We start from the raw sequence: 19,944 nt of genomic DNA, 5'->3' as shown, positions 1-19,944 counted from the left end.
ACTCCAGAATAGAAATTTCAAATCTTATTCCAGTCAACTCTGCTCTAAAAGTTCCTGCTGCACAAGCAATACTTATTAATTCCTGCGAAGATTTCTTTTTCACAGAAAAACAAAATTACGATTACTTCAAGCATAAACTAAGCCTTTATCTCTCAGAATCTTTACATTACAAAACTTAAAAAAAACCTTATTCTATTGATTTTAAACCCTATACAGATATACATTAAAATAAATTGACCAGACCTTTGCCGTATCAAATAAATCTAACTGAATCAGTAAATTATTTTTTATTATGGCAAAAAACATAAGTCTAATTATATCATTAATCACAATAGTATTTACGCTACATTCATGCTCTAATGATAGTAGTAATAGCAATGAAACAACAAAACCTATTCCTGAAATTGTAGTAGACTATAATTATACTCCAACAGAATTAGAAGTAATGGATTTAATAAACGAATATAGAACTAGTATAGGTTTAAACACATTAGAAAAAATAAACTACATTTCTGTTAAATCCGAAGAACATAATAATTACATGATTACTAATAATATTGTAAGCCATGATGATTTTGTAGCTCGTTCAGAAGACATCATTAAAGCTCTTGGTGTTATAAAAGTAAGCGAGAATATTGCCTATAATTACAACACCCCAAAAGCTGCTCTCGATGCTTGGTTAGCTAGTCCTGAACACAAAAAAAACATTACAGGAGATTATAGCAATTTTGGTATTTCGGTTAGTGAAAATCCTATTAATGGCAGAAAATACTACACCAATATCTTTGTAAAATATTAATACCACAAATACCACATCTTAGATTATTTTAATGTCCAAAAGCAGAAAAACACTCTCAAAAGGAGTGTTTTTTTTTGTTTCTTATTCATTAAAAAAAATGAAAGATCTAAGATTATTTTAGCATTAACTCTTCTATTTTAGAATAGGAAATCTCAGGATTTGCTCCTGCCGATCCTGCTACTAAAGCTCCAACTGCACAAGCAAGATTTATTGATTCCTGCGGAGATTTACCCGTAAGTAATGAACTAATTAATGTTGCAAGAAAGGAATCTCCTGCTCCTACAGTATCTACAACTTTTATCAAGTAACCGCTATTATGATACAATTTGCCTTCCCATAATAATGATGCTCCATCTTTACCCTTGGTTACACACATGGCTTTAGCATTTGTTTTTTTAGCAATAAATGCTATGTTTTCCTCTAAACCAACATAAGACGACCCCATAGCCGAGGCAATTTCCTGCAACTCTTCGTCATTAAACTTTATAAAACTAGCCGATTGCATTAACTTCTCGATTATATCATACGAGTAATGCGGTTTCCTTAAGTTTACATCAAAAACCTTGTAAAGATCATTTTGAAGCAATTCTTCTAATGCTAAACGAGAAACAGAATCCCTACAAACCAAACTCCCGTAAATAAGTACATCGGCTTGAGTAACCAACTTTTTTGCCGTTTCATTTAAAACAATTTTATCCCATGCCGATGGATAATTAATTTCATAACTAGCCGATCCATTTTCACTTAAAGAAACCTGAACTAAACCAGTCGGAAATTCCTCTGATTTGATAATAGCATCGGTTTCGAGACCAAGACTTTTAACCTGATTTATTATTGCTATTCCGTCTGTATCATTACCCACACAACTCACCATCGCAACATTACAACCCAATGCTTTCATACGTAAAGCAACATTAAGCGGAGCACCTCCTATTTTTTTTTCGTTTCCAAAAACGTCCCAAAGTACTTCACCGTAAGAAACAGCATTAAGTTTTTTCTCTTTATTCATTCTAAAATCAATTTAAGTATTGCTATCAAAACCTACATCAGTAAAGTAAAAATAATCTTTTATTTCATGTAACCAAATGAGCAAAAGCTATATCTATAAACAAAAAGACAAGCCTATTTGACTTGTCTTTTATAAATATATTCATTTTTAAACTCTTTGTAATTGCATCACGTATTTTTTTCTTTGTATAAATATAAAGGTAAAAAGTATTCCCAAAAATGACATTCCTACTCCTATTAAATTAGGCGAAGCATAACTGTAACCAGCTATTAGAGGCAATCCTCCTAAAAAAGCTCCTAATGCATTTCCTATATTAAAACTTGCCTGAATTGCTGCCGAAGCAATCATTTCGGCACCCGTTGCTGTCTGAATCATTAACATCTGGATTGGTGCTACAATCGAAAACGAAACACAACCTGTTAAGAAGGTCAAAAATAAAGACGCATACTGATTATATGAAAAGAAATAAACCAAAAGCAAATCGATAGCCATTACAAAAAGCAACATTATAACAGTAATTGATGCCGAAAATTTATCCGCTAATTTTCCTCCTATAAAATTCCCTATTACCATTCCTAATCCTGCTAAAATTAAGATGTAGGGAACATTCTCTGGCGAGAAACCAGATACATTTGTTAGCAAAGGTGCGATATAACTAATCCAGGAAAACAATCCTCCAAAACCTATTGCTGTAATTGCAATTATTAACCAAGCTTCAGTCTTCTTAAAAAACTGCAATTGAGTTTTCATACTTTCGCTTTTATTAGATTCCAGATTTGGCATCCATAAATAAATAAAAAGAAACGTAAGTAATCCGATTACTGCAATAAGTACAAATGTATAACGCCATAAAAAATGATGCCCAATATAAGTTCCGATAGGAACACCTATTAAATTTGCCAATGTTAATCCCGAAAACATAATGGAAACAGCCTGTGCTTCTTTTCCTTTATCAGCAAGTCGGCTCGCTACAACAGCTCCCACCCCAAAAAAGGCTCCGTGAGGTAAGCCCGATAATAATCTCGATGCAAATAATATTTCGTAAGTAGGCGCAATAATCGAAAGAGCATTAAATACAGCCAACATCATTGCCAGAATTAAAAGCATTTTCTTTGGCGGATAATTTCTTCCTATAATAACTAATAATGGTGCACCAATTACAACACCTAATGCATAAGCAGAAATTAAATATCCTGCTACAGGAATAGAAACATTCATATTCTGAGCAATATCAGGCAATAAACCCATCATCACAAACTCTGTGATCCCAATAGTTAAACCGCCCAATGAGAGCGCAATAAGACTTTTTTTCATTTGATTTTTTATAGAAAAGGAATAGATTTTCTATGCAGCAAATTTACATCCGGTAATGTTAAAATAAGTTGTATATTTACGACATTAACTTGTACATATCGAGCATGCCGAAATTAAATCAATTTGAAACACTTGTTATAGATGAATTTGAAGAAGAAAAATTTCACCTTCCTTTTCATGGTCACACCTATTATGAAATTATTTATATCGTAAAAGGCAATGGAATTCATCATCTTAATCAAAACTTACTTCCGTACAAAACAGGTGACCTATTTGTAATTTCGCCCGAAGATGAACATTGTTTTGATATCAAGAAATGCACTCGGTTTGTATATATAAAATTCACAGATAATTATTTCAATTCTAATAAAAGTCTTTTCTGTGATGATTTATTACTCAATACTCCAGAGTGTTTTATGCGGGATAAACTCCTAAAAGAAACTGTTCTGAAATTAGATGAGCCTTGTAAAACAATCCTAAAAAACACAATAGAAAACATTACAGCTTACAACAGCCGAATAGATGTAACAACTTCTCCAATTGTATTCTATCAGATCCTTTCAATCTTTGGACTAATCAAAGAAACCATGCGTGGTATGAATCCTAAAGCACAAGGAAATCATTTTGATAGCGAGCAAATCACATCTTATATCCATCAGAATATTTATTATCCCAAACTGGTTCAGATAAAAGCAATTTCAGCTCATTTTAATATAGCCGAAACCTATTTTAGCGCCTATTTTAAAAGAACATTCGCCATTAGTTATCGTGATTATATCAATAACCTAAGAACGATATTAATCGAAAAAAGAATTACCAACAACCAAATGCCTATCAAGCAAATTGCCTACGAATTTGGCTTTACAGACGAAAGTCATTTATCAAATTACTTCAAGAAAAGAAAAAACATGAATCCTAGCGATTTCAAAAAATTGTAAATTCTAAGACGTGTGTATATTTATTGATTGCCTATAGAGGGAACACGGATAAAACAGATTCGCTAAAGCGAAAACACAGATAAAAACGGATTTCTTTCTATTGTTTTTTATTTACGTAAAAGTCACAAACTAAGCAACCTTTGAACCTTTGCCTCTTAGTACCTTAGAGCCTTAAAAAAAAGTCATAAATCACAACGATTATTTCAAACAAAAACTAAGCAACCTTAGCACCTCAGAGCCTTAGTACCTCTGTACCTTTCCTAAACTAAAAATGTCTTATTCAGCTATTTTTATATCTTATTACAGCAATAAATCCATCCTTTCTGAGCTTACTTTGCAAAAATCCAGGTGTTTATTATATCGTGAAAACAAGTGTATTTCAGTATAATACCCTATTACAGTTTAATAAATACCATTTACGGCTTTGATATATACTAAAATTAGATTTTCAGTTCTTTTATTATTTATATTTTCCTTTTCTTATTCCCAAGAAGGAATTCCTATATACTCCGATTATTTATCAGACAACTATTACCTGATACATCCATCAATGGCAGGAGCTTCTGATTGCACTAAATTAAGAGTAACATCACGCAGCCAATGGTCTGGACAAGACGATGCGCCTTCGCTTCAAACATTAAGCCTTAGTAGCCGAATTGGAGATAGAACCGGTGCAGGTATTATACTCTTTAATGATAAAAATGGATATCATTCTCAAAAAGGGATAAAACTTACTTATGCCTATCACATTCTTTTTTCAAGAGATGAAATGGACTTAAATCAACTTTCATTTGGTATGAATGCTGGAGTTATTCAAAGTCAGTTAGACGAAACTTCATTCATTGGTTTTGATCCAATTGTTAACGGAGGTGTCTTAAAAGATTCTTACTTTAATGTTGATTTTGGAGCGTCTTATAATTATCTAAATTTTTATACCCACGCTACGGTTCAAGGTGCTCTCGAAACAAGACGTCAGTTATATACAGAATATGAAAGTAAAAATATCCGAAAATATCTTTTGAGTGCAGGATATACTTTTGGGAGCAAAAAAAGAATATGGATAGAACCTTCATTCCTTTTTCAGCTAGTTGATAAAACCAAAGAAAAAATAATCGACATTAACTTAAAAGCTTATAAAAAAATTGGAGAAGGTAATATATGGGCAGCCTTGTCATACCGAAGAAATTTTAATGGTACCGAATACTATGATGGTATTGATGTTTCTAAACAAAACTTACAATACGTAACTCCTATTTTGGGCGCTAAGTACAAAAATTTCATGTTTGCATACACGTATTCTAAAGTTATAGGTGATATACAATTTGATAGCGGAGCATATCATCAAGTTACATTAGGAATAAATTTATTCTGCAAAAAAGAACGATATGAATGTGAATGCCCTGCAATAAATTTATAATTCTGATTTAAACAAAAACAACCGATTATAACAAATAAAAAAGCGAATATCCATTTTTAGGCTATTCGCTTTTTAAGTAACTTGGCATTGATATTTTTTTTGCTAATATATTGAATCCTAAAAAACATAAAAAATCTTTTCAAACTTAATTTTGTGATTTTTCAAGAAAAACTAAACCGTTATATATTTCGGTAACATTCACTTAAATTCCATACAAACCTACCCTCTTCTTTATACAGTTTTTTAACTTAAAAAGTTTATCGAAAGCCGAAATGCTTAAATTTGATAAACTATTTTAAATAAAACCGTAATGAACATAAGCGAACTTAATTCTTTAATAATAATTTTGATTTTTGGGTCGCTCATTCTGCTTTCATTTCTTAAGATAACTAATCCTCTAAACGTAAATAAAAAAGCTAATTTTTATTTCGGAATATTCCTGTTCTTGTGGGCAACATTCTGGATTGATGAAATTTCTTTATTCTTGAGCAATCACAAAGTAAGTGAACCTTTAAATTCGTTTATCCACTTTATTCAGTTTACTACTCCTCTAGTGTTTTATTTTAGTATTGTGTTTTTTACAAATCCCAATTATAAATTCAGCAAATCCGATTTTAAATACCTCATTCTCCCAATAGTATTCTTTTTTGTATTGCTTCTAAGATCAAAAGAAAACTCAACTTCTCTTAAATTACTTTCGATTACACTTATGCTAACACAATCAGTTTTCTATGCCTTAGCTTCATATTTAAAGATTAGAAAACACAAAAAAAATACACTTCTTTTTTCATCTAATGCAAATGAAATTGACTTAAATTGGTTAGAATACATTATTTTATTAATCCTATCAATGAGCTTAATTATTACGGTTTATAATGTGTTTTTTTATTACTCAACATTAAACGTATTTATAAATAGTGCTTCGTTAATTATAATCTTCGTTATTGCGTATTACTCTCTTAAACAAAAAGAGATTTTTCCGTTGGATGAAAAACAACGCTCTGAGATAATACTAATAAATGAGCAAGAAGAACTAATCGAAATAAAACGAAAAGTGATTTCTGATGCCGAATTGATTGTTATAAAAACAGAGCTAAATCGTATAATGCTTGAGCAAAAACCTTATCTGGATAGTGAACTAAATCTTATAAAATTATCCGAACTCGTAAATCGTACGCCACATCAAGTATCCTATGCTATTAATTCAGGCTTTAACGAAAACTTCTTTCAGTTCATTAATAAATATCGTGTCCAAAAAGCAAAAGAACTATTAGTAAAAGAAGAAATGAACAATCTTTCTATTTTAGGGATTGCATACGAATCTGGCTTCAACTCGAAAACTTCATTTAATAATACATTCAAAAAAATCACCAATCAAACTCCATCCGAGTACAAAAAGAATAGTCCAAGTTTATAAGTTCGAACTTTTACCTAAAACCGACAACTCATTTCCAAACACTTATGCAAACATAAAACTGGTTCTCATTTATAAACACGAACATTTACGGTTATAATCAAATCTACATTTGCTACAATAAATTAAAGATTATGTCAGCCGAAAAAAAATCAGAAGAATCATTTGTTGTCATCACAGGTGCAAGTCAGGGATTAGGAAAAGAATTTGCTTTGGAATTTGCCAAAAGAAAAATGAACCTCATATTGATAAGTTTACCCAATCAGGGCCTTTTGGATTTATCCAACGAAATTACTGCCAAATACAATGTAAAAACATCTTACTTCGAAACCGATTTAAGTGTTTCTGATAATGTTATAGCGCTTTCTAATTGGATAAACGAAAACTTTAATGTTCATATTTTAATTAATAATGCCGGAACTGGCGGAACAAAAAAGTTTGTCGATGCCAAGGTCGATTATATCAATACCATTATGCAGGTAAATGTTGTGGCAACATCCATCCTTACGCATCAGTTATTGCCTAATTTAATGAAGCAAAAACAATCCTATATCCTAAATGTTTCGAGTATGGCAGCTTTTTCTCCCATTGGTTACAAAACTGTTTATCCTGCATCCAAAACCTTTATCCATTCTTTTTCCCGAGGTTTATATCAGGAATTAAAAGATACAAACGTATTTGTAAGTGTTGTAAATCCTGGCGCAATGAAAACCAACGACGAGATTAAAGCCAGAATAGAAAAACAAGGTTTTTTAGGAAAACTAACTTTATTAGATCCCGAAAAAGTTGCACAATATTGCATCAAACAATTATTTAAAAAAGATAGTGTAATCATGGTAAATCCTATAAGTTGGGCAATACTAAAAATTTTACCAATAGGAATACGATTGCCTTTAATGACACGAGCTATTAAAAGAGAAATTGTATCATGAAAAAAGTATTTGTAACAGGTATTAGTGGTTTACTAGGTACTAATCTGGTCGAAACATTATTAGACAATGATTTTTTTGTAAAAGGATTAATACGTGATAAAGCCAAATTTGAAGGTCAGAAACATTCAAATCTGGAATTATATCAAGGTAATTTATTCGATGATTTAACCTCAGCATTAAACGACGTAGATTTTGTGATACATATTGCTGCCGAAACAAATCAAAACTTAATTTATTATCGTGATTATCAAAAAATAAATTACGATGCTACTATCCAATTATTCAATGCAGCTATTTACTGCAAGGTCAAAAAATTTATTTTTGTTAGCACAGCAAATACATTAGGATTTGGTTCTCTGACTGATTTGGGAGATGAAACGAAGAAGATAAAATTACCTTTTACAACTTCATATTATGCCAAAAGTAAATTAGAAACCGAAGAGTATTTATTGCAAAAAAGTAATAAAATTGAAGTTTTGATAGTAAATCCAACTTTTATGCTTGGCGCTTATGACACTAAACCAAGTTCAGGGAGAATTATCTTGATGGGCTGGAAAAAGAAGATTCTGTTTTATCCGCCAGGAGGAAAAAACTTTGTTCATGTAAAAGATGTTGCTTCTGGAATTATCAAGAGTTTAGAAAAAGGAAAAAATAAAGAAAAATATATTTTGGCTAATAAAAACCTCAGTTACTTCGAGTTTTTCAAGAAGCTCAATATAATTGCAAATCAAAATCCTATTATGATAAAAATCCCAAAACAAGTTTTAATAGGATTAGGCTATTTGGGAGATGGCATTAGATTATTAAAAATTAAAACCAGCATTAGTTCTACCAATATGAAAGCACTTTGTATTGATAATTTTTATTCTAATGAAAAATCCATCCACGAATTAGGAATAAATTACAGACATACTGAAGTAGCTATCAATGATGCTTTAAAATATTTTGAAAGCAAAACTAAAAAATTAGGGAGAAAGTAATTATCGAATGACTTACTTAAAAACCCACGGAATTACAAAATAATCACCCCTCCTTCATGGAAGACGCACTGCGGTGCGTCTCTACAGAAAACCTTTGAACCTCTGCATCTTTGAACCTTTGAACCTTTGAACCTTTAAAAAAGATTTATTCCTTAATTTTGCTTCAAAACGAAACCACCATGCAAAAGCATTATTCAGTAGCTATATATCCTCCAGAGGCGACTATCGCTTTGATTAAATCAATGAAAGAACAATTGGCTGATGAAATAAAATGGTTTAACAGCAAAAATTCAGTTGCGCATATCACCATTTGCGAATTTAAAGCTACGGATAAAGAACTTGAAATAGTTAAAGCTAAATTAAGCCGTTTATGCGATTCTTTTGAACCTTTTGAGGTACAACTCGATAAATTTGATTCTTACCCTAATGGAGCTTTTGTAATAACTCCAAACGAGGTTTCCAGAAACAAATTAAAACCAATTATGAAACGGGTTCACCAATCACTTGTTATTCCGAATATGAAAAAAAGTGATAATCCGCATCTATCTATTGCAAGAAGATTAACTCCTGAAAATATAGAAATTGCAAACCGACTATTTACTACAATTAATACCAACTTCATATGCGATAGTATTGTACTAAGACAATTTAACGAAGTGGTAAAACAATTTTCAGTAATCGATACTTTTCAATTCAACAGTAATACACAACCAGAATTAATACAAGGAACACTTTTTTAGTATAAATGCAACCAACAACTTTAAACTATCAACAATCAACTATAAACTAACAACAATAAACAAATAACCAAATTTCGTATATTTGAATTTCACAAATCATTTGGTATGAAAACAACATCTATAGACGAGTTTTATAAAAATCTCACTGAAGGTTCGGATATTGAACCAAGTTCGTTATTACCGAATGATATTAAAAAAGAAATCGGTCACTTTAATGTTTTCAATACAAAAGAACTTTGGGAAAAACTCCGAGAAAAACCTTTTATGCCTTATGACCGAAGAGCATACTACAAAATAAGTTTAATAAGAGGTAAAAACAGAGCCGAATACGCCGATAAAGTAATTGATATTGAAAAAAATGCTATTCTATTTGCTACTCCAAAAATTCCTTATCATTATGTTCCCCAAGACATCTATCAATCGGGGCATTTTTGCGTTTTTACATCCGAATTTATAACAGGAAATAAAAACGGAATAGAACTCGATGAACTTCCTATTTTTAAATCAGATGGTTACCCAGTTTTTCTATTAACGGATGAAGAATCTACAGAAATTGAATTCATATTCCAAAAAATACACAAAGAAATCAATTCTGTCTACCTTTACAAGTACGATTTAATTCGTAATTATGTATCTGAATTAATTCATTTTGGGCAAAAATTACAACCCATAACAGCTTTATATTCCAAACATAATTCCGCAGCCAGAGTTTCTTCATTATTTATAGAATTACTTGAGAGACAATTCCCTATAGAATCTCCACACCAAAGATTGGAATTAAAAACTGCTAAAGATTTTGCAGCACGATTATCTATTCATGTAAATCATCTTAATAAAGTACTTAAAGAAAATACAGGTAAAACTACTACCGAATTAATAAGTAGCCGACTAACACAGGAAGCCAAAATTCTATTAAAAGAAACGGATTGGAATGTATCTGAAATTGCATATTCACTTGGTTTTGAAGAACTAGCACACTTTTCTAATTTTTTCAAAAAACAAACTACACTTACACCATTATCATTTCGTACATAATTAGTCTGATTTGAATTTCGCAAACATCAGATTGATATTTGCAACTCTCCAGTTTTACTTCGTTCCTACCTTTGTCTTATCAATTTAAAAATAAATAGAGCAATGGAATTACTGAACAATAAAATACTAATTACTGGTGGCGCAAGCGGTATTGGCTTGGGACTTACCGAAAGATTTATTAAAGAAAATAATACTGTGATTGTTTGCGGAAGACGCGAATCTGTCTTAAAAGAACTTACCGATAAATTCCCGACAGTAATTACTAGAATATGTGATTTATCGATTGAATCTGAACGAATAGATCTTTATAAATGGATATCAGAAAATCACAGCGATCTAAATGTCCTTGTAAATAATGCCGGAATCCAGCAATGGATGAATCTTTCTGACGAAGATTTCTTTGAACGTGCAAAAACTGAAATAGCAACCAATATTGAAGCTCCTTTACATTTAATTTCGCTTTTTATTAATTTAAAATCGCTTAAAACGGTTATGAATGTTACCTCGGGACTTTCTTTTTCTCCTTATGCCAAAGTACCTGTTTATTCAGCTACAAAAGCCTTTTTTCGTTCATTTACTTTGTCTCTTCGTCATTTACTAAAAGCTAAAAACATTGAGGTAATCGAAATAATTCCGCCTGCATTAAATACTGACCTTGGAGGTATCGGTTTGCATAATGCAGCACCAAGTGTAGAAAGTTTTATCGAATCTATTTTTGAACAATTAAAAGAAGGAAAAGACCAACTTACATTTGGATCTAGCGAAACAAGAGCTAATGCAAGTGCAGCCGATTTAAAAACTGCATTTAACCAAATGAATGCCAATTAATAACAATAAAAGAATCAAAATGACAACAAACACAAAAATAGCCTTGGTAACTGGTGGTAGCAGAGGATTAGGAAGAAATATGGCAATAAGCATCGCTAAAAAAGGAATTAATGTAATACTTACTTATAATAGTAACGAAGATGAAGCTAAAGCTGTTGTAGCCGAAATTGAAAAACTAGGACAAAAAGCAGTTGCGTTACAACTTAATACTGGCGGGGATATAAAGAGTTTTGATACTTTTTACAACCAAATTACAACTGTATTAAAAGAGACTTTTAATACAGAACGCTTTGATTTTTTAATCAATAATGCCGGTATCGGAATAAATGCTCCCTTCGCTGAAACTACCGAAGAACAATTTGACCAGTTAATGAATATCAATTATAAAGGTGTTTATTTCCTGACCCAAAAAGCATTGCCTTTTTTACAAGATGGTGGTCGAATAATTAATATCTCAACAGGATTAGCGCGCTTTACAGGACCTGGTTATTCTGCTTATGCTTCGATGAAAGGTGCGATAGAAACATTTACAAAATACCTTGCAAAGGAACTTGGTAACCGAAAAATCACTGCCAATGTTGTAGCTCCCGGAGCAATAGAAACCGATTTTGGTGGTGGAGCCGTTAGAGACATCCAGCAATATAATGATTACGTAAAATCTGCAACTGCCTTGGGTCGTGCCGGATTACCAGATGACATTGGTGGTGTTGTAGCTTTTTTATGTACCGAAGATGCCCGATGGATTAATGCGCAACGTATTGAGGTTTCGGGAGGAATGAATTTGTAAAACCATTCACCATTAAGAAATTAAGTTTCATTAAGGATAAACACTTCCCTTTTCTTAATCTCTTAATGGTGAAAAAATATTTAGACAATTAGCTACTTTTATAAAATTATTTTAAAAGTCTTGTCTGTCCATAACAGTAATACAGTGAGAATACACATTATAAGAGAATTATAAAAATGATTGTATTCCTGATGAGCCATATGAGCTGTAAATGCACCTATTGCAAAAGGAAACAACAATAGAATCCCGATTGTTTTTATAGGCGGATTAAATAATCCTATAACAATTAGCAAGACACCGATAAGTTCTCCGATACCAATATAAATTGTCCAAATCTTGTTAAAGCCTAAAGATTCCATGCTTTTCATCATAGATTCTTTTTGAAAAACTTTGAAAAGTGAGGCATACCCAAATACATAGAGATAATACAAATAACTCGCCCAATAAATGATTGTTTTAATAGTTTCCATTTTTTACAAATTTTAATTTTTACGCTGTAAATGTATTTACTAACTTGCATTTATTAAAGTACATACAAAATTGTAGGGTACTGATAAAAAAGTAAGTACACGCTATGAGAAAAGAAAACTCTACCAATAGTATTAATGAAAATTACTTAAACGAGAATTGTGGTATCGCCTATACGCTATCGATAATTGGAGGGAGATGGAAAATAAACATATTAAGCTATCTTATAAATGAGAATAAACTCCGATACAGTGAATTAAAATTAAGACTTACAGGAATTTCAGAGCGTATGCTTATCTCTAAACTTAAAGAATTAGAAAATGATGGTTTAATAAATCGGATTGTTCACGCACAAGTTCCTCCTAAAGTAGAATATGAATTAACAGAACTTGGTAAATCTTTTAAAGAAATTTTAGATTTAATGTCCAACTGGGGAGAGAAAAATAACAAGGTACTAAGGCACTGAGTTGCAAAGGTTCTGAGGTTATTCCGCTTGAACACAAAACATTCATCATCTTGTCATTCTGAGCGGAGCCGAAGAATCTCCATAAGTGAGTCTATAACCTATTTAGAGTCACTTATGGAGATTGCTTTTTCAACTCACTATAAATTCTTATCTTCTTACATCAGGATAACAATAGTGTAAATACTATTTTTAACTTTTTTATGTTCAAACTGAGCAACCTCAGAACCTTTGCAACTTAGTGCCTTAGTACCTCAAAAAGACTAATTCATATATCTATTAAAAGATTGCCAGTATTTGTCTTTGTAAATTTCATATTCAATCTCAACTTGAGAGGCAAATTTATTCTTAATCACTTCCAGTACTTTTGAAGGTTTTCTAAAATCTTTACAAGCAAAATAAATTTCTCTTAAATTTTCCGCAGTTTCACGCCCTAGATTAAGATATCCTTCGGAATCTTTAAGTTCTTTCATTAAAAAATTATCTTCGATTTCATTTAATAACTGAAATGTTTCATTATCAGGAAATCCGTTATTATCCTCTCCGTTATAACCTATTTTTACGGTTACAATCCACGGATGTGATGGTTTAGCATCCCATTCAAACAATGTAGAATTAATAACTGCAATTAGAGGTAAACCACTACTAAGTGTAGCTTCAAGACTAGAATAACCATCATTCTCAGTATTATGCCTTACTCCTTCATACTTCTCAACAAATTCCTTTTGTCTCCAAATCAGGAAATCTTGTAGTTTCTCAATAGGTACTAATTCTTTATTTGCTTCATCTTTACCAATTACATCAATTATATCTATGTTTTCGGTAAAGTGTAATTCTCCCAGATAATTATCTAAAAAAATATAAGTTCCGTTAGTTATAATTGGCTTATTCTCTTCATTACAATCTAAATGTACTACTGTAATATCTATTTTATCTGGATATTCCTTATCATCATTTGAGTAAAAAAACAGATTATCACTACCAAAAGTATAATCTCCCATTTTTATAGAAACATTTTTAATATCTGTCGCTGGTTTTAAGGCGGTAAATTTCCAGTTCGGAAGTTTAGGAGCTGCATTAACTAATTCTTCTACAAAAACAATATTCTTTATGTTTCCATCTGCAGTAAGAACCAATTCAGCAGTTTGTTCATTAAGCATTCCTGTCAAAAAAAAATAACCCTCTTTTAGACTTTCTAGCTGGGGAGATAATTTATCAAAAAAATCTTTCTCGATATTTGTACCTCTATTCACCGCGTTGTAAAAATCCTTTTCATTTTTTTCAAACCAATTCCAAAAATCAGCATTTGACTTTATAGCTTCACTTTTTTTTCCAAAAATATTTTTAAGCATACTCATTATATTATTTTCTAATTATTCTTTTAATTTCAATTTATATTCAAATATAACAAAGTGAAAAATTATAAAGAAATTAAAGACATAAAAGGTAACAAAATTATAAAGATTGTTTACCTCTCTCATTTATATAAAAAAACACCTATTTCTTCCTCACTGCATCTATTTTCAATTTCTTGATCTAAATAAAATTTTAAAAAAAATGTCGCTTTTTTATTAAAAACATTACGCTTTTAAGTTAATCAAAAAAGCAATTGCTAAATAGCCCTGAAAAGTTATAATAATAGCAGAATAAGTCACATTACAACAGTCTATTTAGTTCATTTTTAAATAGTTAAAAGAAAATCAGAATTCCTAGTTTCAATTAGGAAATTTATTTAACTTTGATTAGTTTTATAAATTTTTTAACCTTTTTCCTACAAAAAAGCAATGATTAATAGTGCCCCAGAAGAAAAACTAAAAGAAAGAATTAAAGAATTATTATGTCTTTATCAGATTTCAAAAATAATTTCAAAATCTAATAATGTTAATAAAGTTACTCTGGAAGAAATCATTTTTTCTGTGGTAAAAGCATGGAGATTTTGTGATGATTCTATAGTCGAAATTCAGATAAATGATTATACACTAGCTACAGCATTAATTCCAAAAAACAATGTTTCCCAACATCGTGAAATAATAGTATCAAATAAAGTCTCAGGATTTATCAAAGTATATTATCCTCAGCCAAAATATAATCTTAATCATTTTCTAAAAGAAGAACAAGAACTTTTAGATACTGTTTCTTTTGAAATTGGCAATTACATAGAAAAATATCAAAATTTAGACAAAAAAGCTACTCTAAGGAAAACTTTAGAGAGAAAAGACAGACTATCTATTCTTGGAGAAATGACTGCAGGAATTGCACACGAACTTAATACTCCCCTTGCTAACATATTAGGGTTTGCAGAGCTTATTAAAGATGAAACTAAGGATCAAATAATTATTGATGATATCGCCAAAATCATAAATTCAGCAATCTATTCACGCGAAATAGTCAAAAAATTAATGTTTTTTTCTTGTGGTATGCCTCAACAATTACAATTGCTGAAAATAAAGCCAATAGTAACTGATGCTCTCACCTTTCTTAAGCAGAATTTTCAGAAAAAGAGTGTACAATATCAACTTGATTTTCAAGACGATGATATTATTGCAAAAGTAGATTCCATTCAACTTACTCAAGTTTTATTTAATCTACTTATAAATGCAATATACGTAGCCCCAAAGAATAGTATCATCTATATAGGAGTGAATAGTGATGAAGAAAATATGATACTAAAAATAGCAGACAATGGCCCTGGAGTTCCTCATGAAATTAAACAAAAAATATTTGACCCATTTTTTACTACAAAACCTGTAGGCGAAAGCTGTGGCCTTGGACTTAGTGTAGTACATGGAATAATTAAAAATCATAATGGAGATATAGAGATGATTGATAATACCCCAAGTGGAACGATTTTTTTAATAAAGTTACCATTACAATAATTAAAATGAACTTAAAGAAAGAAAACATACTAATTGTAGATGATAATTATGACATGCTAGATTTGCTTCAGCGCAATCTAAAAGCATTAAATTATCATATCTATAAAGCATCATCAGTAAATGAAGCTTTAGGTATTTTAAAATATACCAGTATAGACCTCCTTATTACCGACCTTAATATGCCGGAAATAAATGGTATTGAATTAATAAAGTTTACTGAAGAACATTATCCATTAATGCCTAAATTGGTAATAACAGGTTTACCATCAATTAATAGTGCCGTAATTTCGATACAAGCTGGTGCATTCGATTATTTGGTTAAACCATTCACAAATGAAGAACTTAAAAAAGCGGTTGAGAATTCCTTTATAAAAACAAGAAATAAAGCAAAAACTCTACTACCGAAAAAAAACTCTATACCAATAGATAATAATTATTCTGGTATTGTAGGTAACTCTGATCAATTAAGAGATTTAATTGAGATAATAAAAAGAGTTAAAAACAACATGGCAACAGTACTTATACAAGGAGATAGTGGTACTGGAAAAGAACTTATCGCTAAAGCAATACATTATAATGGTGTTCTAGCGAAAATGCCTTTTATTACTGTAAACTGCGGTGGAATTCCAGAAGGACTAATGGAATCTGAACTTTTTGGCTATGTAAAAGGAGCATTTACCGGAGCTAATGAATCAAGAATCGGATTGTTTCAAGCAGCTTCTGGAGGAACAATTTTTCTAGATGAAATTGGTACAGCTTCATTATCTGTACAAACAAGACTTCTTAGAGTACTTCAGGAAAAAGAGATTACAAGAGTAGGATCACAAATTCCCGAGAAACTTAATGTTAGAATAATTGCTGCATCTAATACCGATTTATTTCAAATGGTACAAAAAAATGCTTTTAGAGAAGATTTATATTATAGACTAAATGTTGTTAATATCAAGACAACACCTTTAAGAGAAAGAAAAGAGGATATCATTCCTATAATAGATACTTTTTTAAAAAAATACAGTATTGAATATGATAAACCAAACATCTCAATCACCGAAAAAGCGATCGAAATATTACTACGCTACTCTTGGCCTGGTAATGTTCGTGAACTCGAAAACATTATACAGCGTATGATAATAATGAGCGATGATATTATAGATATTCAACAAATTCCAGAGCATCTTAAATATCACATCTCAAGTGGAGAAATAAACATTCTTAAATCACTAAAAGAATATGAAAAAGAACAGATTTTAAAAGTTCTTGCAGCTGTTGATAATAATAAAACTCATGCTGCAAAAATATTACAAATTGACCGTAAAACACTTAATCAGAAAATTATATGAGTCTGAATTGGGTAATTATTCCTCGAATGACACCAAATTCCCATGGCTCAAAAACAAATGATTTTATAAGCTTCTATATCATTAAATTGATTAGCAACTTGTTAACTTTTATATGAGTTTAAGGCATACATTTTGCCTTAATTCATACATAAATACATACAAAAGCAATATTTATATTGTTATACAAAACGAATTAAAATAACCTCAATAAAGCAGAAAAAATGGAAAAGATGATGAAAACGAAAATGGATATGATAATGGAAGTGAAAGCTGAAATAAAAACAGGAACTATAAAAAATACATTACCAAAAATTACCAAACAAGAAATTTTAGAAGCAAAAGAAAATACTTGGGATTTTTTCTTTCTATTACTTTCTAAATATTATGAATTAATGGATGGGCAATATGATGAAACTGAAAATGAATTTAATACTGCCCAGCATACATTAATGGCATATAATATACTATATGGCGAAGTTACTAATGGAGGCTATTTATCCCTAATACAAAATGGATATGGTGGTTATATATTTGAAACTCTTTTCTCTGAAACAATGAAGGTATGGGGAATAAAAGAAATGGCAATAAATATAGATAAAGCCAAAGAAATTTATTTAGTACATAAGCCTTTTTTAGAAATGGAAAGGACAGAGGAACAATTTTCAAGAATGTATCAAGAGTTTCCACATTTTAATTCTATCGATAAAGATTTCTTCAAGATTATGGACGATGAAAGCGAAAAAATTAAAATACATATCCAGGAAAACATGAGTGATTTCGCAACTGCAATATAATCATCATCTATAAAAAACTGTAAACATCATCATCCTAATCAGGATAAATACGACATGCCTTAAGATTAAACAATAATATCATTGTTACTCTTAAAGATTTGTCATATAGTTTCTAACTGCAACTTACTTAAGAATGCTGAATGTTTATAATTAAAATAACTAAAAAAAATAAACTGCTATAAAGCATACGTTTATTAAGTAAAATCAAATTACAATGGAAAATAATAAGATAATAATAGAAGCAAAAGAACTTGAATTATTAAAAGAAATTATATCAACAACACAAAACAATAACGATAGAATATACAATCTTTCCATTAAAAGATTATCGAGAGAACTTGAGACAGCAACAGTTATGGCTCATAATCAGATGCCTGAAAAAATTGTAAGAATAAATTCAAAAGTAACCGTGCAAATAGCAACCAACATCATTAAAAATTTCCAGATTGTTGTTCCTGAAAAAAGCAATTTAAATCAGAATAAACTATCCGTAATGTCTCCAATGGGATTAGCTCTATATGGATATTCTATTAATGATGAAATCTCGTGGCAGTTTCCTTCAGGAATAAATAAATTAAAAATATTAAATGTCGAATAAGCAGCTTTTCAAATATGAATGCTATTTAAAAACAAGCTGTATAACTTTATTATATCAATATTACTGTGAAAATAATTAAACACTCATATGGAACCAACTTAGATTGGGTAGCTCCACTAGCTGAGCAATTGGGCGCCAAAGTTGATGGTAATTTTATAATTTCATCAGATGGTCTTTTCTCTGGAAATAGATATTTTTTAGATTGTGAAGACGATATTGTTGCCTATTATGTCGATGGAATAAACAATATGGATTTTAACTTAATCCAAAAAAACACTAGTGATGATTTTATCGGAATATATTACAATTTAACTGAAGGGGGAATAAAATATTCTAGTAGCAATTTTGAGCAAGAAATAGGTCGCTGGCACTATAATCTCTTAGTTATTGATAGTTCACTCGAAACAAATTATTTGATTAAATCGGGAACTAAATCATTTGTTTTTTGCATTTTCATCAAAAAAAACATGATGGAATCCTATGCCAAAAAAAATAACATTACACTAAAAGATATAGACAAAATTACAGATCCAACAAAAAATACTATAATACGATTTGATAGAATGAGTAGTGATAGTTATCATATCCTTACCGACTTACAAAAACTAAAAGTTGGCGGTCCGATATTTGACTTAAACCTCAAGGGAACAGTACATTTATTGTTATCTAATTTTTTCAAAAAAATGTCGAGTACAAGAATTATCATCCAAACTGTAAATAAAACAGACTTGGCTAATATTGTAGCTGTGCAGATGTTTTTAATCGATAATATTGAAGACCACTTTCCGACTATCAAATTCATTGCGAATAAAGCAAACATGTCTGAGTCTAAGTTTAAAAATTTGTTCAAAAAAATAACAGGTATGACACCTAATGCATTTTTCATGGACAATAAGCTACTTAGAGCTAAGGAACTATTAGAAAAAAATCAGCTGTCAATATCACAAGTATCCGATAAGCTTAATTTTACTAACAATTCTTATTTCGCATCAAAATTTAAAGAGCATTTTGGTATTTCACCTAAAACATTTATTAAACAATTATAACATAAAACAAAACTACTTTTTTAATCAACTGTAAAACGATAATACTATATTTTAAAACATAGGACAAGCAAATAAAAAATCCTTATATGAATGATACAAAACAAAATCACTAGTAAATAACATATAATAAATACTGACAATCAATATTTTAATATAAAAAAACTTA

The 19,944-nt window shown here is 30.4% G+C and carries 20 protein-coding genes; 16 read left to right on the top strand and 4 right to left on the bottom strand.

Annotated features, from left to right (window positions below; translation table 11 throughout):
* Nucleotides 1-292: 292 nt before the first annotated feature.
* Nucleotides 293-799: a CAP domain-containing protein gene (locus tag ACJ6WR_RS19760; RefSeq protein ID WP_409416224.1), complete on the top strand. Its 507-nt coding sequence runs from the start codon at nt 293-295 to the stop codon at nt 797-799.
* A 112-nt stretch (nt 800-911) separates the two neighbouring features.
* Here ACJ6WR_RS19760 and ACJ6WR_RS19755 read toward each other — a convergent pair whose 3' ends face one another.
* The gene (locus ACJ6WR_RS19755; protein WP_409416223.1) at nt 912-1,808 is read right to left on the bottom strand and encodes a carbohydrate kinase family protein; all 897 of its coding nucleotides are present in this window, start codon (nt 1,806-1,808) and stop codon (nt 912-914) included.
* Nucleotides 1,809-1,955: 147 nt separating this feature from the next.
* Nucleotides 1,956-3,122: an MFS transporter gene (locus ACJ6WR_RS19750; protein WP_409416222.1), complete on the bottom strand. Its 1,167-nt coding sequence runs from the start codon at nt 3,120-3,122 to the stop codon at nt 1,956-1,958.
* A 104-nt stretch (nt 3,123-3,226) separates the two neighbouring features.
* Between ACJ6WR_RS19750 and ACJ6WR_RS19745 the strand changes: the two genes are divergently transcribed.
* From ACJ6WR_RS19745 to ACJ6WR_RS19705, 9 genes are all read left to right on the top strand, one after another.
* The gene (locus ACJ6WR_RS19745; protein WP_086895893.1) at nt 3,227-4,060 is read left to right on the top strand and encodes an AraC family transcriptional regulator; all 834 of its coding nucleotides are present in this window, start codon (nt 3,227-3,229) and stop codon (nt 4,058-4,060) included.
* Nucleotides 4,061-4,487: 427 nt separating this feature from the next.
* Nucleotides 4,488-5,477 carry a type IX secretion system membrane protein PorP/SprF gene (locus ACJ6WR_RS19740; protein WP_409417941.1) on the top strand — a complete coding sequence of 330 codons (990 nt, stop codon included), beginning with the start codon at nt 4,488-4,490 and terminating at the stop codon, nt 5,475-5,477.
* A 310-nt stretch (nt 5,478-5,787) separates the two neighbouring features.
* Nucleotides 5,788-6,894 (top strand): helix-turn-helix domain-containing protein, encoded by a 1,107-nt coding sequence (locus ACJ6WR_RS19735; RefSeq protein WP_409416221.1) that lies wholly within the window; start codon nt 5,788-5,790, stop codon nt 6,892-6,894.
* Between the two features lie 131 nt (nt 6,895-7,025).
* A complete protein-coding gene (locus ACJ6WR_RS19730) occupies nt 7,026-7,823 on the top strand; it encodes an SDR family NAD(P)-dependent oxidoreductase (protein ID WP_409416220.1) in 798 nt (265 codons plus the stop codon).
* Nucleotides 7,820-8,803, top strand: a complete 984-nt coding sequence (locus tag ACJ6WR_RS19725) for an NAD-dependent epimerase/dehydratase family protein (RefSeq protein WP_409416219.1) — start codon at nt 7,820-7,822, stop codon at nt 8,801-8,803. Before ACJ6WR_RS19730 ends, ACJ6WR_RS19725 begins: the two co-directional genes overlap by 4 nt.
* 179 nt (nt 8,804-8,982) lie before the next feature.
* Entirely contained in the window at nt 8,983-9,543 is a 561-nt protein-coding gene (locus tag ACJ6WR_RS19720; RefSeq protein ID WP_409416218.1) for a 2'-5' RNA ligase family protein, read from the top strand.
* A gap of 105 nt (nt 9,544-9,648) precedes the next feature.
* Nucleotides 9,649-10,578: a helix-turn-helix domain-containing protein gene (locus ACJ6WR_RS19715; protein ID WP_409416217.1), complete on the top strand. Its 930-nt coding sequence runs from the start codon at nt 9,649-9,651 to the stop codon at nt 10,576-10,578.
* Nucleotides 10,579-10,680: 102 nt separating this feature from the next.
* Nucleotides 10,681-11,406 (top strand): SDR family oxidoreductase, encoded by a 726-nt coding sequence (locus ACJ6WR_RS19710; protein WP_409416216.1) that lies wholly within the window; start codon nt 10,681-10,683, stop codon nt 11,404-11,406.
* A 19-nt stretch (nt 11,407-11,425) separates the two neighbouring features.
* Nucleotides 11,426-12,193, top strand: a complete 768-nt coding sequence (locus ACJ6WR_RS19705; protein WP_409416215.1) for an SDR family oxidoreductase — start codon at nt 11,426-11,428, stop codon at nt 12,191-12,193.
* A gap of 98 nt (nt 12,194-12,291) precedes the next feature.
* On the opposite strand, the gene ACJ6WR_RS19700 is transcribed toward ACJ6WR_RS19705, so the two are convergent.
* A complete protein-coding gene (locus tag ACJ6WR_RS19700) occupies nt 12,292-12,663 on the bottom strand; it encodes a DoxX family protein (RefSeq protein ID WP_409416214.1) in 372 nt (123 codons plus the stop codon).
* Nucleotides 12,664-12,767: 104 nt separating this feature from the next.
* Here ACJ6WR_RS19700 and ACJ6WR_RS19695 point away from each other — a divergent pair, with 104 nt between their 5' ends.
* The gene (locus ACJ6WR_RS19695; protein ID WP_039116263.1) at nt 12,768-13,127 is read left to right on the top strand and encodes a winged helix-turn-helix transcriptional regulator; all 360 of its coding nucleotides are present in this window, start codon (nt 12,768-12,770) and stop codon (nt 13,125-13,127) included.
* 260 nt (nt 13,128-13,387) lie between these two features.
* On the opposite strand, the gene ACJ6WR_RS19690 is transcribed toward ACJ6WR_RS19695, so the two are convergent.
* Nucleotides 13,388-14,482 carry a DUF695 domain-containing protein gene (locus ACJ6WR_RS19690; protein WP_409416213.1) on the bottom strand — a complete coding sequence of 365 codons (1,095 nt, stop codon included), beginning with the start codon at nt 14,480-14,482 and terminating at the stop codon, nt 13,388-13,390.
* A 426-nt stretch (nt 14,483-14,908) separates the two neighbouring features.
* On the opposite strand from ACJ6WR_RS19690, the gene ACJ6WR_RS19685 reads away from it, so the two are divergent.
* The 5 genes from ACJ6WR_RS19685 to ACJ6WR_RS19665 all read left to right on the top strand — a co-directional run bounded on the left by ACJ6WR_RS19685 (nt 14,909) and on the right by ACJ6WR_RS19665 (nt 19,778).
* Nucleotides 14,909-16,000: a sensor histidine kinase gene (locus tag ACJ6WR_RS19685; RefSeq protein ID WP_409416212.1), complete on the top strand. Its 1,092-nt coding sequence runs from the start codon at nt 14,909-14,911 to the stop codon at nt 15,998-16,000.
* A gap of 5 nt (nt 16,001-16,005) precedes the next feature.
* Nucleotides 16,006-17,340 carry a sigma-54 dependent transcriptional regulator gene (locus ACJ6WR_RS19680; protein WP_039116267.1) on the top strand — a complete coding sequence of 445 codons (1,335 nt, stop codon included), beginning with the start codon at nt 16,006-16,008 and terminating at the stop codon, nt 17,338-17,340.
* Nucleotides 17,341-17,570: 230 nt separating this feature from the next.
* A complete protein-coding gene (locus tag ACJ6WR_RS19675; RefSeq protein ID WP_165572320.1) occupies nt 17,571-18,134 on the top strand; it encodes a DMP19 family protein in 564 nt (187 codons plus the stop codon).
* A 214-nt stretch (nt 18,135-18,348) separates the two neighbouring features.
* Nucleotides 18,349-18,732, top strand: a complete 384-nt coding sequence (locus ACJ6WR_RS19670; protein ID WP_039120246.1) for a GreA/GreB family elongation factor — start codon at nt 18,349-18,351, stop codon at nt 18,730-18,732.
* Between the two features lie 65 nt (nt 18,733-18,797).
* A complete protein-coding gene (locus tag ACJ6WR_RS19665) occupies nt 18,798-19,778 on the top strand; it encodes a helix-turn-helix domain-containing protein (RefSeq protein WP_039116270.1) in 981 nt (326 codons plus the stop codon).
* Nucleotides 19,779-19,944 lie beyond the last annotated feature (166 nt).

The organism is Flavobacterium sp. PS2 (assembly GCF_046250155.1).
Taxonomy (GTDB): domain Bacteria; phylum Bacteroidota; class Bacteroidia; order Flavobacteriales; family Flavobacteriaceae; genus Flavobacterium.
This window is presented reverse-complemented; position numbering and strand designations above follow the sequence as displayed.

Coding starts and splice junctions, on each gene's coding strand:
- ACJ6WR_RS19745 (WP_086895893.1), top strand. CDS start 3,227: ATGCCGAAATTAAATCAATTTGAAACACTTGTTATAGATGAATTTGAA.
- ACJ6WR_RS19735 (WP_409416221.1), top strand. CDS start 5,788: ATGAACATAAGCGAACTTAATTCTTTAATAATAATTTTGATTTTTGGG.
- ACJ6WR_RS19750 (WP_409416222.1), bottom strand. CDS start 3,122: ATGAAAAAAAGTCTTATTGCGCTCTCATTGGGCGGTTTAACTATTGGG.
- ACJ6WR_RS19720 (WP_409416218.1), top strand. CDS start 8,983: ATGCAAAAGCATTATTCAGTAGCTATATATCCTCCAGAGGCGACTATC.
- ACJ6WR_RS19760 (WP_409416224.1), top strand. CDS start 293: ATGGCAAAAAACATAAGTCTAATTATATCATTAATCACAATAGTATTT.
- ACJ6WR_RS19680 (WP_039116267.1), top strand. CDS start 16,006: ATGAACTTAAAGAAAGAAAACATACTAATTGTAGATGATAATTATGAC.
- ACJ6WR_RS19690 (WP_409416213.1), bottom strand. CDS start 14,482: ATGAGTATGCTTAAAAATATTTTTGGAAAAAAAAGTGAAGCTATAAAG.
- ACJ6WR_RS19700 (WP_409416214.1), bottom strand. CDS start 12,663: ATGGAAACTATTAAAACAATCATTTATTGGGCGAGTTATTTGTATTAT.
- ACJ6WR_RS19715 (WP_409416217.1), top strand. CDS start 9,649: ATGAAAACAACATCTATAGACGAGTTTTATAAAAATCTCACTGAAGGT.
- ACJ6WR_RS19675 (WP_165572320.1), top strand. CDS start 17,571: ATGATGAAAACGAAAATGGATATGATAATGGAAGTGAAAGCTGAAATA.
- ACJ6WR_RS19730 (WP_409416220.1), top strand. CDS start 7,026: ATGTCAGCCGAAAAAAAATCAGAAGAATCATTTGTTGTCATCACAGGT.
- ACJ6WR_RS19670 (WP_039120246.1), top strand. CDS start 18,349: ATGGAAAATAATAAGATAATAATAGAAGCAAAAGAACTTGAATTATTA.
- ACJ6WR_RS19710 (WP_409416216.1), top strand. CDS start 10,681: ATGGAATTACTGAACAATAAAATACTAATTACTGGTGGCGCAAGCGGT.
- ACJ6WR_RS19725 (WP_409416219.1), top strand. CDS start 7,820: ATGAAAAAAGTATTTGTAACAGGTATTAGTGGTTTACTAGGTACTAAT.
- ACJ6WR_RS19755 (WP_409416223.1), bottom strand. CDS start 1,808: ATGAATAAAGAGAAAAAACTTAATGCTGTTTCTTACGGTGAAGTACTT.
- ACJ6WR_RS19685 (WP_409416212.1), top strand. CDS start 14,909: ATGATTAATAGTGCCCCAGAAGAAAAACTAAAAGAAAGAATTAAAGAA.
- ACJ6WR_RS19705 (WP_409416215.1), top strand. CDS start 11,426: ATGACAACAAACACAAAAATAGCCTTGGTAACTGGTGGTAGCAGAGGA.
- ACJ6WR_RS19695 (WP_039116263.1), top strand. CDS start 12,768: ATGAGAAAAGAAAACTCTACCAATAGTATTAATGAAAATTACTTAAAC.